Origin of the sequence: Paraburkholderia sp. Clong3 (genome assembly GCF_050436485.1) — a bacterium.
Classification (GTDB): domain Bacteria; phylum Pseudomonadota; class Gammaproteobacteria; order Burkholderiales; family Burkholderiaceae; genus Paraburkholderia; species Paraburkholderia tuberum.
Window position 1 is genome coordinate 1606501 of sequence record NZ_JBNDMH010000003.1, and the last position, 12931, is coordinate 1619431.

Annotated in this window: 10 protein-coding genes and 2 pseudogenes; 5 read left to right on the top strand and 7 right to left on the bottom strand. The window is 63.5% G+C overall.

What is annotated here, in order from left to right:
- Window positions 1-22 precede the first annotated feature (22 nt).
- The 3 genes from OKW30_RS30780 to OKW30_RS30790 all read right to left on the bottom strand — a co-directional run bounded on the left by OKW30_RS30780 (window position 23) and on the right by OKW30_RS30790 (window position 2880).
- Window positions 23-877, bottom strand: a complete 855-nt coding sequence (locus OKW30_RS30780; RefSeq protein WP_090806040.1) for a helix-turn-helix domain-containing protein — start codon at window positions 875-877, stop codon at window positions 23-25.
- A 406-nt stretch (window positions 878-1283) separates the two neighbouring features.
- Window positions 1284-2624, bottom strand: coding sequence for a type II toxin-antitoxin system HipA family toxin (locus OKW30_RS30785; RefSeq protein WP_429348466.1), 1341 nt, complete (start codon window positions 2622-2624; stop codon window positions 1284-1286).
- A gap of 1 nt (window position 2625) precedes the next feature.
- The gene (locus tag OKW30_RS30790; protein WP_429348467.1) at window positions 2626-2880 is read right to left on the bottom strand and encodes a helix-turn-helix domain-containing protein; all 255 of its coding nucleotides are present in this window, start codon (window positions 2878-2880) and stop codon (window positions 2626-2628) included.
- A 150-nt stretch (window positions 2881-3030) separates the two neighbouring features.
- On the opposite strand from OKW30_RS30790, the pseudogene OKW30_RS30795 reads away from it, so the two are divergent.
- The 4 genes and pseudogenes from OKW30_RS30795 to OKW30_RS30810 all read left to right on the top strand — a co-directional run.
- Window positions 3031-3291 (top strand): annotated as a pseudogene (locus OKW30_RS30795) (C39 family peptidase); the annotation flags it as partial.
- Window positions 3292-3421: 130 nt separating this feature from the next.
- Window positions 3422-4354: a bifunctional Delta(1)-pyrroline-2-carboxylate/Delta(1)-piperideine-2-carboxylate reductase gene (lhpI, locus tag OKW30_RS30800; RefSeq protein ID WP_429348468.1), complete on the top strand. Its 933-nt coding sequence runs from the start codon at window positions 3422-3424 to the stop codon at window positions 4352-4354.
- A gap of 236 nt (window positions 4355-4590) precedes the next feature.
- Window positions 4591-6072 (top strand): glucose-6-phosphate dehydrogenase, encoded by a 1482-nt coding sequence (gene zwf / locus OKW30_RS30805; RefSeq protein ID WP_090806032.1) that lies wholly within the window; start codon window positions 4591-4593, stop codon window positions 6070-6072.
- 169 nt (window positions 6073-6241) lie between these two features.
- Window positions 6242-7389 (top strand): annotated as a pseudogene (locus tag OKW30_RS30810) (nucleoside hydrolase).
- A gap of 33 nt (window positions 7390-7422) precedes the next feature.
- Here OKW30_RS30810 and OKW30_RS30815 read toward each other — a convergent pair.
- Window positions 7423-8379 carry a LysR family transcriptional regulator gene (locus tag OKW30_RS30815; protein ID WP_184069282.1) on the bottom strand — a complete coding sequence of 319 codons (957 nt, stop codon included), beginning with the start codon at window positions 8377-8379 and terminating at the stop codon, window positions 7423-7425.
- A gap of 739 nt (window positions 8380-9118) precedes the next feature.
- Entirely contained in the window at window positions 9119-10171 is a 1053-nt protein-coding gene (locus OKW30_RS30820; protein ID WP_429349197.1) for an NAD(P)-dependent alcohol dehydrogenase, read from the bottom strand.
- A 337-nt stretch (window positions 10172-10508) separates the two neighbouring features.
- On the opposite strand from OKW30_RS30820, the gene OKW30_RS30825 reads away from it, so the two are divergent.
- Complete coding sequence (locus tag OKW30_RS30825) at window positions 10509-11477, top strand: AraC family transcriptional regulator (RefSeq protein ID WP_429348469.1); 969 nt, start codon at window positions 10509-10511, stop codon at window positions 11475-11477.
- Here OKW30_RS30825 and OKW30_RS30830 read toward each other — a convergent pair.
- A complete protein-coding gene (locus OKW30_RS30830) occupies window positions 11474-12280 on the bottom strand; it encodes a molybdopterin-dependent oxidoreductase (protein ID WP_429348470.1) in 807 nt (268 codons plus the stop codon). The genes OKW30_RS30825 and OKW30_RS30830 overlap by 4 nt on opposite strands.
- Window positions 12277-12927, bottom strand: coding sequence for a cytochrome b/b6 domain-containing protein (locus tag OKW30_RS30835; RefSeq protein WP_429348471.1), 651 nt, complete (start codon window positions 12925-12927; stop codon window positions 12277-12279). The genes OKW30_RS30830 and OKW30_RS30835 overlap by 4 nt, the downstream gene beginning before the upstream one ends.
- Window positions 12928-12931 lie beyond the last annotated feature (4 nt).

A 12931-nucleotide genomic window follows, 5' to 3' on the forward strand; every position in this document is an offset into this window, starting at 1 on the left:
GGCGCGCATCGGCGCCCGCGCTTCAGGGTCGGTTCAGCCGCTTCGACAGATCGGCCACGAGGATCGCCATGCGCGCGGGCTTCTCGTAGCACGCGACGTCGTAATCGCGGATCACCTCGCTGATCTCCGATTCGCTGGCCTTGCCGGTCAGCAGTTCGCCGGTGAGCACGAAGATCGGCGCGTCCGGGTTCTCCGACGCGCGCACCGCGCGAATCGCGGCCGCCGAGGTCTGCGAGCCGAACAGCCAGTCGATGATCACGCCGTCGAACACCTGCGTCTGCAACTGCTCGCTGAAGGCCGCGAGCCCATAGATCGCGACCGCCGTGAAGCCGCTGCGCTCCAGATAATCGCGCAGGTTATCGGCGCTTGCACGATCGTCGTCGACCACCGCGATGGCCGGCTTGTCGGTCTCGGCGCGGCGCGGATAGATCTCGATCTTGTGGACTTCGTACGCGCTCTGATACAGCGCGCCATCATGACGCGAGACGCGCCATTGACCGAGCCGCGAATAGGCGACGAATTCCGGGCGGCTACCCGGTTCGAGCGCCGCGCCGACCCACGCGGTGCAGGCGATTTCGGTCGCGCCGATGCAGAACACCGCCTCCTGGGCGATCGCGCCGACGACGCCCGGATCGAGCGACTGCGCGCCGAACAGCTGCGCCGCGGGTTCGTCGAATACCTCGGCGACTTTCTTGATCTGCGACAGCGTCCACGGACTATTGCCGCGCAGTTTGCGGTGCCCCTGAGAAAAACTCAGATCGAGGATGCGGCATAGCTCCGTGGTTTGCTGTCGCTTGCCGATTCCATGCCTGCTCATCAACTCGCGCACGCGCTCGGCAACCGCGATGGAGTCGGGTGAGTGTGTTTCGTTGGCCATGCTGCGTGAAAATCCGCCGGGTTAAAAGGTACATCTGGAGCGCGGTCGGCAGGCGCAAACCGACCCTGCGCATGCTATGCGCATGAATCGGCCACCAGGGACAGCAAATGTACCGTAAAAATATTCACCATTTATGATTTTGTCAGACCGGCCGCCGAGTCCGCTGATGCAAGCGACGCCATGGCCGTGCCGGTGACTTTTGATGCATTGAGCATCAAAAGGCATTCTACCGGTGAAACGATGACGAAACCGTAGGGAATCCACGAATGAGTAGTGCGCAAGGCGACGGATCCGGCTGCTTGCCGCAAAGCCCGGCAGGTCCGCCCTTGCGGAGAAGCCAGGCGAGAGGCGCAATGAAAAGTGTGTCCGGAGGTATCGGGTTTGCGCCGGCACGCGCGCTCCGCGTTCAGCTTGCCGGCATCGTGTCGAGCCGGGCCGCCGAATTTTGAAGTCCTTTGAAAATCCGCTCGGCGACCTTGCCCGGAAAGCGCTCGGGCAACTCCGCCGACACCCCCTCGATCACGCCAGGTGTCTGCTCGATCAGACGCTGGAGCAGCGGCTCGGCGTCGGCGCCGTACGAGCATTTCAACGCCATCGCGTTGAAGTGCCGCCGCTGCACGTCGCGAAACGCATCGTGCTTGCTGCGCGACCATAGACCCATCGCAAGCCGCGCCTTGTACCACGACCACTGGTTCGGGCCGTTGCCCTCGACCGGCCAGATCGACATCACGTCGTAAAGCGGCGTCAGACGGTACTGGCCACCGGCGAGCAGGCGGATGCTGAAGTTCTTCGCGTGGCCGTCCGGCGCGGCCAGCATCCAGAACAGGATCTGGCTCGCGAGCAGGGTCTCGATGTCCTGCCGCGCCTCGACCGATTGCTGCAGAATCCGCGCGAGGTCGAGCACGCCGGGGCCGCCCTCGTTTTCGTACTTGCGATGCGATGGCACGCCGTACACCTGGCAGAAATCTTCCTGCGGCAGACGCAGCAGCCAGCTGCCGCTCGAATGCATCTGCCGGTCGAAGCGTTCGACGGCGAGCACGCGCTGCTTGCCGAACCTGAGCACCTCGGTGTTCGCGACCGGCAGGCCGAACGCGCGCAGAATCCGCAGACACAGCCACTCGTTTTCGACCGACGTGCTGAGATCGGCGAGCCGGTTGCCGACCAGCCCGAGCGGCAGCTTGAAGATATGCGTGGTCGGCGTCGCGCCGTGCGGCCGTTGCCATTGGCCGTCGTGCCACAGCAGCGCGGTTTTCTCCTGCGCGCCGGCGAGCGAGATGCGGAAGTCGTCGGATTCGTCGGGCGCGCCGAGCGTCGGTTTGCCGACCGTCTGCGCGAGCAGCGCCTCGATGTCGTCGTCGGAAAGCGGCGTGCCTTCGATGCGCTGGACCCCGGCCGGCGCGTCGTCTTCGGCGAGCAGCTGGACCGCGCCGACGCAGTCGCGGCCGATGGCCTGCAGCAGGTCGAACGCGTCGAGCGTTTCGGTCCGGTAGCGCTGCGCGATGCGTTTGCGGATCACGTCGCTGTCGGGCAGCAGGTTGTCGAAGTAGTTGAGCACCCGCGGCCCTTTGTGCGTCATGTTGCCGGGCGTGAACGGCAGCGACAGCGACAGCGGACGACCCGCGGGCGACGCGATCCAGGCGGCCTCGTAGGCGAACTCCATCGGGCCGCGCGCGGGCAGCCGCCAGAGTCCGACGCGCTCGCCGTTGGCCCACACCGACAATGCCTTCGAAGCGGTTTGCCGGACCATCTCACCACTCGACGTTCGCTGCCGGCTCGGAGCTCGGCTGATTTTTGTCGCGCAACTGCAGTTGCAGGCCGTAGGCGCCGCACAGCGCGAGCAGCTGGGTGAGCGTGAGCCCGCTCGCATCGGTTTCGAGCGCGGAAATGCGGCTTTGGCTCACGCCGACGCGCGCGGCGGCCTCGGTCTGCGTGAGGCCGGCCTGGCGGCGGCTGGCCGCCAGCAACTGCGCGAGCTGGTCCGACGTGGCGATCAGATGGAGCATGGCGGATTATCTGCGAGACGAATAAATGCAATTTATGCGTGAGACGAATATTTGTCAAATATTTGCGTGACGCATAATCGACGAATATTCGTGTGACGGATAATCGGGTATTCCGGCAGGCGCCGGCTGCGACCGGCCGCGGTGCCGACGTCACTCGAGGAGATCGCGGCGCGGCTCGACGACGATACGCTCGCGATCGTGTCGGTGAGTCCGGAGATCCGCTATCCGGAGCGGACGAACCAGCGGCGGGGCGGTCATCTGATCCTGCTGCACGGGCGGGATCGCGACGGCGTGTGGTTTCACAACCCGTCGGGCGTCGCGCCGCATCAGTCCGACGTGTACCTGCCGTTCGCGACGATGTCGCGTTTCCATGCAGGGCGGGGAATGACGCTCAGCCGCGGCACGAGCTAGCCGGCGCGCTGGGCATGAAGCGGAGTTCGCGATTCGGCGGGCGGTAGACGTCCACACGACTGGTCAATTTTTTCGCGCTCGGTTACGGTGACGTCATGCCCACTCCATCCCTCATTGGATCGTTCCGCCCATGACCCGCCCAACCTCGCAGATCTTCGACGCCGCCGCCACCGCGCGGCTGATGCCTTACGCAGCGCTTGTCGACGCGTTGAGGCGCGCTAGCATCGACTACGCGCAACGACGCATCGTGAGCCCCGAGCGGCTCGTCGTGCCGCTGAACGCCGGCGGCGTCATGCTGTCGATGCCCGCCACCGCGCCCGATCTCGCGATCCACAAGCTCGTCAATGTGTGCGCGAGCAACGGTGCGCGCCATCTGCCGACGATCCACGGTCAGGTCATGGCCTTCGATGCCGATACCGGCGAGACGCTGTTCATCCTCGATGGTCCGACAGTGACGGGGCGCCGGACCGCGGCGATGTCGATGCTCGGCATCGCGACGTTCGCTGCGGGCGCGCCGCGTGAATTCCTGCTGATCGGCACCGGCACGCAGGCGCTCAATCATCTGGAGGCGATCGGCGAACTGTTTGCCGACGCGCGCGTGTGGGTCAAGGGCAGCGCGCCCGCGCGCGCCGAAGCGTTCTGCGCGGCGCAGCGCGGCAAGGTGCGTGAGCTGCGGCCGCTCGCGGATGCGGGCGCGACGATTCCCGCTTCGGTCGACGTCGTGATCGCGTTGACCACGAGCAAACAGCCGGTCTACGACGAGACGGCGCGCGCCGAGCGGCTCGTGATCGGCGTCGGCGCTTTCACGCCGCAGATGGTCGAGATCGGCGCGACTACGATCGCGGGCAGCGCGCTGTTCGTCGACGATCAGGCTGGCGCAATGCACGAGGCCGGCGATTTCATCCAGGCCGGTGTCGATTGGGCGCGGGTGGGCGGGATCGCCGCGGTGCTCGAGCAGACGCAGCCCTTGCCGGCGGGGCCGGTGGTGTTCAAGAGCGTAGGCTGCGCGGCGTGGGATCTGGCCGCGTGCCGGGTCGCGCGTGACGCGCTGGCGCGCGGCTGACCGTCAGCGGCCCAACCGGCAAATAATCGCGCAAAATATCCCGAAAAAACGACTGTCTGGCGCGCAAGGTTGGCAACTTGCGCTAACCTGCGGCAGATGCTGCCGTGCAAACTATCTAAAAACGTTGCACCATAGATGTTTGCCGGAAAAAGCGCCATAGCGGACGTGAGCCGTAGCCCGTCCGCCCGCCGCCGATTCCTGATCGACGCCTTCCCCCTAGACGCTGCGACCGTGCCATGACGACCCAACAAGCTCCTGCCACACCCGACCTCCCGCTCGACATGATCATCTTCGGCGGCACCGGCGACCTGTCGTTCCGCAAGCTGCTGCCCGCGCTGTACATGGCGCATCTGCACTGCAACCTGCCGCCCGATACCCGCATTCTGACGATCGGGCGCAAGCCCTGGTCGCGCGAGGAATACATCAGCGAATTCATGGAGCAGAAGGCCAAGCCCTTCATCGACGAAAAAGCGTTCGACGCGTCGGCGTGGGACAAATTCCTCGCGATTTTCGAATACGTGAGGATGGACGTCGATGCGGCCGAGGACTACCTGCGCCTGAAGGAAGCGTCGCGCGACGGCGTGAACCGCGTGTTCTATCTGGCGACGTCGCCGGATCTGTTCACCCATATCTGCGACAACCTGTCGTCGGCCGGGCTCGTCGACGGCAATTCGCGGGTGGTGCTCGAAAAGCCGCTCGGCCACGATCTCGCGTCCGCTCAGGAGATCAACAACGCGGTCGGCAAGCATTTCGAAGAAGCGCAGATCTACCGGATCGACCACTACCTCGGCAAGGAAACCGTGCAGAACCTGATGGTGCTGCGCTTCGGCAATCCGATTTTCGGGCCGCTGTGGCAGGCGCCGTACATCAAGAGCGTGCAGATCACAGTGGCCGAAACGGTCGGCGTGGGCAGCCGCGCGGGGTTCTACGACAAGACCGGCGCGCTGCGCGACATGGTGCAGAACCACCTGCTGCAACTGCTGTGCATCGTCGCGATGGAGCCGCCGGTGTCGCTCGATCCCGACGCGGTGCGCGACGAAAAGCTGAAGGTGCTGCGCTCGCTGCGGCCGATGACGCCCGAGGACATCGCGCGCGACACGGTGCGCGGCCAGTACACGGCGGGCGCGGTGGATGGCGAGGCGGTCAAGGGCTACCTCGAGGAAGACAACGTGCCGGCGGGCAGCCGCGCCGAAACCTTTGTCGCGTTGCGCGCGCGGATCAACAACTGGCGCTGGGCCAACGTGCCGTTCTTCCTGCGCACCGGCAAGCGGATGCAGAAGAAGCTGTCGGAGATCGTCATCGAATTCTCCGATCTGCCGTTCTCGATCATCCCGAGCGGTGGACGAACCTACGGCAATCGTCTGGTGATCCAGTTGCAACCCGAAGAGTCGATCCAGTTGCAGGTGCTCGCGAAAGAGCCGGGCAGCGGCATGCACATGCTGCCGGTGAGCCTGAACCTCGACCTGCAGCAGGCGTTCACCGAGCGTCGCGCGGAAGCCTATGAGCGGCTTCTGATCGACGTGATCCGCGGACGTCTGACGCACTTCATGCGCCGCGACGAACTCGAAGCGGCATGGGCGTGGGCCGAGCCGATTCTCGAAGGCTGGGCGAAGTCGGGCGAGCGGCCGCGCTCATATTCGGCGGGCACGTTCGGACCGGCGGCATCGACCGCGTTGATGACGCGGGAGAACGCCGTGTGGGCGGAGGAATCGCAGTAACGGGCTTTTACAGCGCGCTATTCGAAGCGGCTCGCGACGTTGCAGTGGCGTCGCGAGCCGCTTTTGCGTGTGCTGTCGTTGCCGCGCTGATCATTCGTCATTCATACGGCTTGCGCCTATGTTGGTTTCCTTGTCCGCGTCACTCAGCGGCATTCCAAACGGGGCATCGATGGGGCGAATTCTCGTGGCATTGATCCGGGCGGCAAGCGTGGCAATCACACTCGATCTCACGGCTTGCGCCAGCAGCAGTCTCGATGCCCGGAGCGATCCGCCGAAGGTGATCATCGACAGCGACTACAACACGCTCGGCGACGACGGCCAGCTCGGGGTGATGGCCGCGCAATTGCAGGCGCAGCGCTCGCTGAAAGTGCTCGGCATTACCGTGGTGTCGGGCAATCAGTGGCTGAAGCAAGGTGTTGCCGATGCGCTGAAATCGGTCGAACGACTCGGCGTCGAACAACAGATCGGCGTCTATGCGGGCGCCAACTACGCACTGACGCACGACTTCAAAACGATCCAGCGCGAACTGAAGGAATTCCCCGGCGGCGATGGCTATGTTGGCGCATGGAGCAAGCCCGAGCCGAAATCGGCTAGCGACCTCGTCGCGCCGCCGGACGGCTTCGCGACGCACACGAAGGTGCAGAGCCAGAGCGCGATCGACTTCATCGCCGAATCGGTCAAGCGGTACCCGGGCGAGGTGACGATCCTCGCGATCGGCCCGCTGACCAACATCGCGTTGGCCACGCGCGAGCATCCCGAGATCGTGCCGCTGATCAAGCAGATCATTTACATGGGCGGCGCGATCGACGTGCGCGGCAATACCACGCCCACCGCCGAATTCAACTGGTGGTTCGATCCCGCAGCGGCGAAAGCGGTGCTGCGTCTGCCGATCAAACAGACGGTGATTCCGCTCGACGTGACGGAATACCGTGAAAATGGATAAGGCACTGTACGATCGCGTCGCGCACGATCCGGCGAAGCAGACCATCATCACGCAACTGTTCAGGACGCTGAACGGCTACGGATACGACGGCAAGAACGGCTTCGAGACCAATCCGAACTACACGACGAACATCTGGGACACCCTGACGCTCGCCTATCTGATGCATCCGTCGTTCGCGACGCAGACCGTCGAGGAGTGGGTGGATGTGGATACGGGCTTCGGCGCCAACGATGGCAAGGCAAGGGGCTACACGAGTTCGCCGCCGCCGGGTTTGCAGAAGATGACGGTCGTCAAACGATTTGATAATCCGGCCTTTTTTTAATTTCTATGTCGATCTGCTGACGCGGCCGGTGCCGGTGCGGCCGTTGGACTAGTCAACGCGCGAGCGCCGCGCGCCCGCACCCGCTTCACGCGGGATGCAGGCCGCGCAGCAACTGACGCACGCGCGACAGATCCTGCTCGACGTGTCCGGCTTTCTCGAACAGCTCCGCGAGCCAATCGACGAACGCGCGCACGCGCGGCGACACGCGGCGGTTCTTCACATACGCGACCGAGACCGGCATGGGCACGGGTTTCCATTGCGGCAGCACTTCATGCAGCAAGCCCGAATCGAGGTAAGGCTGCGCGGCGATGCGCGCGGGCTGGATCATGCCGAGGCCTTGCAGTCCGCAGGTCAGGTACGCCTGTTCGTCGCTGACTTGTACGAAGCCGTTGAGCTTGACCTTGCGCGCTTCACCGCTCACTTCGAAATCGAAGTCGCATTCGCGGCCGCTATGCGGCGACACGCAGTTGACCGCGACGTGCGCGCGCAGCTCATCGAGATCGGCGGGCGTGCCGTGGCGGGCCAGGTAGGCCGGACTCGCGCAGGTGACCTGATCGAGCGTGCCGAGTTGCCGCGCGACGAGATTGGAATCGGGCAATTCACCGAGCTGGATGCTGCAGTCGATTGCTTCGGAGACCAGATCGACGGTGCGGTTGCTGACGCCGATCGCGAGGTCGAGGTTCGGGTAACGGGTGTGGAAGTCGTCTAGCGACGGCAGCACGATTGCACTCGCTACCGCGCTGGGCATTTCGATGCGGAGGCGGCCGGTGAGGTTGTCGGTCGAATTACGGAGGCTGGCTTCCATTTCGTCGATGTCGGCCAGGATTTGCGCGCAGCGTTCGTAGTAGGCGGCGCCCTCCGGCGTGATGCTCAGGCGGCGCGTCGTACGGACTAACAGCGCTGTGCCCAGCAGGGCTTCCAGGTTCTGGACGATCGTCGTCGCCGTTGCACGCGGAATGTTTAATGACTCCGCTGCGCGGGTGAAGCTGTTGGTGTCCACGATTCGGATGAATGTGCGCATTGCAGTTATTCTGTCGATCACTGGGATGCTCCAAATGGTTTTCTGTTTTTTTGCCTGCGGCGGATTTGTCTTTGTTCTTAGGGCGTTGGCCTTTCCTTGATTTCTTGTCGGTCTATTGGCGTTGCCCCTGTGCGGGGCGGCACCTACTTTCTTTGCTGCTGCAAAGAAAGTAGGCAAAGAAGACAGCTCAAACCGCTAATTCTTAAGCGGGCACCGTGCTCCACGAATGGCAGTGGTGCATCTGGAATCCGTGCCCCCGCACATTCCACGGCAGTGACAAAGCCGTCATCCATCCCACTCCGCACTACGTGCGTCGCGGACGGGTATGCAAGGAAAACCAGAGTGCTTTTTTAGGTTGGTGAGGCCATCGGCCGCGCCTCGGCGACGCGCCGAAACAACCAATGGTTTGAGACCAGCGCTTCGGCGCGCGCAGCGCCGCCGGAAGAATGACGGCCTTGTCACTAACGCGGAGTGTGCGGGAACACAGATTCCAGATGCACCACTACCCGCGGTGGACAAAGGGACCCGCTTAAGAGTTAGCGGTTTAAAGCTGTCTTCTTTGCCTACTTTCTTTGCAGCAGCAAAGAAAGTAGGTGCCGCCCCGCACAGGGGCAACGCCAATAGACCGACAAGAAATCAAGGAAAGGCCAACGCCCTAAAAACACAGAAAAAGGGCGAAGGCAAAAAAACACAACAACAAAACAGAACCCCGCGCCGCAGGCGCAAAAAAACCACCCGCTGCGCGGCCAAAAAGTTGCTATTACTTCCGCATCGAATCCATATCAACCACAAACCGATACTTCACATCGCTCTTGAGCATGCGCTCATACGCTTCATTGATCTTCTGCATCGGAATCATTTCAATATCAGAAGTAATGCCATGCTCGCCACAGAAATCGAGCATCTCCTGCGTCTCGGCAATACCGCCAATCAGCGAACCAGCAAGGCGCCGCCGCTTGAAGATCAGATTGAACACCTGCGGCGACGGATGATCGTGCTCGGGAGCGCCCACCAACGTCATCGTCGCGTCACGCTTGAGCAGATTCAAAAACGGATTCAGATCATGCTGCGCAGCCACCGTATTGAGAATGAAATCGAAGCTATTCACATGCGCTTCCATCTCCTGCGAATTCTTCGAAACCACGACTTCATGCGCGCCAAGCCGCTTCGCATCCTCGATCTTCGACGGCGAGGTCGTAAACAGCACGACATGCGCGCCCATCGCCCGAGCCAGCTTCACACCCATATGGCCGAGTCCACCGAGGCCGACAATCCCGACTTTCTTGCCCGGGCCCACGCCCCACGTGCGTAGCGGCGAATACGTGGTGATGCCCGCGCACAGCAGCGGCGCGACACCCGCGGGGTCGAGATTCTGCGGCACGCGCAGCGTGAAAGCCTCATCGACGACCAGTTGCGTCGAATAGCCACCGTAAGTGACCTGTCCGTCGACGCGATCGACACCGTTATACGTGCCCACCCAACCGTTCTCGCAATACTGCTCGAGACCTTCCGCGCAGCTCGAACAGGTGCGGCACGAATCGACCAGACAGCCGACCGCGACGAGTTCACCGACCTTGTACTTCGTCACCTTCGGACCAACCGCGGTCACACGGCCTACGATCTCGTGGCCGGGCACGACCGGGTAGATCGTGTTCTTCCATTCGTTGCGCGCCTGATGCAGGTCGGAATGGCACACGCCGCAGTACAGCACTTCCATCTGCACGTCATGGGCGCGGGGTGCGCGGCGCTGGATTTCAAATGGGGCGAGCGGCGCGGTGGCGTCGGTCGCTGCATAGGCATACGTCGTGCTCATGGATGGCTCCAGCAAAGAGGGTGATGGCGCAACATGCGACGCGCCGGCGATGCGCAACACTCGGTTGCGGATGCGGCGGGCCGCAGCATGAACCGGGATCGGGGCGCGAGCGTTGGGGGCCGCCGTTGGCAAGCTGTCGGCGCATGGCGGTCGATGACCGCGCACGCTGCGCGCGTCGAAAAAGGCGATCCGGCAGGGTTCCCATCTTAGGGACCGGTCGCTGCCCGGGGAATACCTGATCGTCTTGAAGGTTTGCCTAAAACTCTGGAGGGGCAGCGCGACAGGCTGTTTGATGCTAAATTTCAAGCATTATTCTCCTGGCCGTCGCCATATCGTCATGTCCACTCAAGCTGTCGGTTCCATTCCGGAAGACCCCGCGCAACGCCGCTTGCTCGAACTGTTCAACCTGCTCGCGCCGAATGCCGGCATGACGCGTTCGAGCCTCGAAGGCGTCAGCCTGCTGCGCGCGAATCGTCCGATGCCGCGCATGCCGGTCATGTACGAGCCGAGCATCGTGATCGTCTGTCAGGGGCGCAAGCGCGGCTATCTCGGCGATCAGGTGTTCCAGTACGACGCACAGCAGTACCTGGTGCTGTCGGTGCCGTTGCCGTTCGAATGCGAGACCGAGGCAAGCGAACAGGAGCCGTTTCTCGGCATGTCGGTGCGCGTCGATCTGACGATGGTCGCCGAACTGCTGATGGCGCTCAACGAAACCCAGGGCCTCGCGCAATACGAAGCGGCCGGCATGTATTCGACGCCGCTCGATGCCGCACTGAGCAGCGCGGTGCAGCGTCTGCTGGAGGCGCTCGCGTCGCCGCTCGACGCGCAAATCCTGGCGCCTGGCATCGTCCGGGAAATCTGTTATCGCGTGTTGACCGGCGAGCAGGGCGGCGCGATTCGCGCGGCGCTCACGCATCAGAATCACTTTGGCCGCATCGCGAAGGCGCTGCGGCGCATTCATGCGGACTACCACGCGTCGCTCGATGTCGATACGCTCGCGGCCGAGGCCGGCATGAGCCTCGCGGTGTTTCATGCGCAATTCAAGGCGGTCACCGCGACCTCGCCGATGCAGTACGTGAAGACCACGCGTCTGCATCACGCGCGGCTGTTGATGGTGCAGGATGGCTTGAATGCGGGCGCGGCCGCCGTGCGGGTCGGTTACGAAAGCGCGTCGCAGTTCAGCCGCGAGTTCAAGCGGCTGTTCGGCCTGAGTCCCGTCGACGAGGTCAAGCGCATGCGCGTCGCTCACGATGCGCCGCCGCCGCGCGCGCAGAAGCCGGTGCCGCGTTATGTGACCGCGGTCTAAAGCCCGCTGAACCAGTTATAGCCCTGATCTTCCCAGTAGCCGCCCGGGTTCGTGTTGGTCACGAAGATCGCGGCGATGTGCTTCGGGTTCTTGAAGCCGAGCTTGGTCGGCACGCGCAGCTTCAGCGGATAGCCGTATCTGGCCGGCAGCGGCGCGTTGCGGAAATCGAGCGTCAATTGCGTTTGCGGATGCAGCGCGCTCGCCATGTCGAGGCTCGAGTAATAGCGGTCCGCGCATTTGAAACCGACGTAGCGCGCGCTCAGATCGGCACCGATCAGTTCGAGAAACGTGCGAAACGGCACGCCGCTCCATTGTCCGATCGCGCTCCATCCTTCGATGCACACGTGACGCGTGATCTGCGAGACCTGCGGCAACCTGCGCAGCTGCTCGAGACTCCAGCCGCGTTTATCCGCGACGAGCCCCGATACTTCGAGCCGATAGGTCGAGCCGTCGATATCGGGCGCGTCGAACTCGGGATAGAACGCGTTGAACGGAAACGGATCGGTGATATCGCGCGCCGAATAGGTCGGCGCGAGTTTGTTGCGATTGAACAGCCACGCCTGCACGCGGTCGTTCCAGCGCGACATCGCCCATAGCACCTTGTCGACGGAATCGTTGTCCTGCAGGTTGCAGCCAGACAGCATCGCGAGCGCGCCGATCGATAGCGAGGAGCGCAGAAACAAGCGCCGTTGCAACTGCTCGATCCGCGGCCGGTGCTCGGCAAGCACGAAGCGTGAGCGGCGCGCGTCTTCTATATTGGCGTGCGTATCGTTCGCCATGTCGGTTCGTTGCGGGGCGCTCATGCGCGAGTCCTCTGGGAGGCTTGATCGATGCGCTGCGCGCTGCGCCGGGCGCGTCCGGTGACCATCGGCGGCAACGTGCGCGGCACCAGCAGCACCAGCAGCAGATGCACGACGACAAAGCCGACCACGCCGGCCATCGCGACGAAATGCACGCGGCGCGCAAAATCGAAGCCGCCGAACAGCGCGGTTAGCCACGACAATTGCACCGGCTTCCAGATCGACAGTCCCGATGCGACCAGCAGCACGCCGAGCAGCAGTACCAGCAGATACAACGCGCGCTGCACGGCGTTGTACTTGCCGGTTTCGTGCGGCAGTCTTAGGCGCAACGCCAGCGCCGCATCGCGCGCCAGCTCGCGGGCACGCACCGGCAGCAGCTTGCGACGCAAATCGCCGCTCGCGACGCCATGCGCGAGATACAGCAGGCCGTTCGCGCACAGCAGCCACATCGCCGCGAAGTGCCATGCGATCGAGCCGCCGAGCCATCCGCCGACCGTCGCCCACACGGGGAACCGGAACGGAAAGATCGGCGACGCGTTATAAATCGCCCAGCCGCTCATCACCATGCAGACCATCGCGAACGCGTTGATCCAGTGCGTCACGCGAACGACGAGGGGATGAACGACCAGAAACGCTTGCGAGTCGGGCATTGGC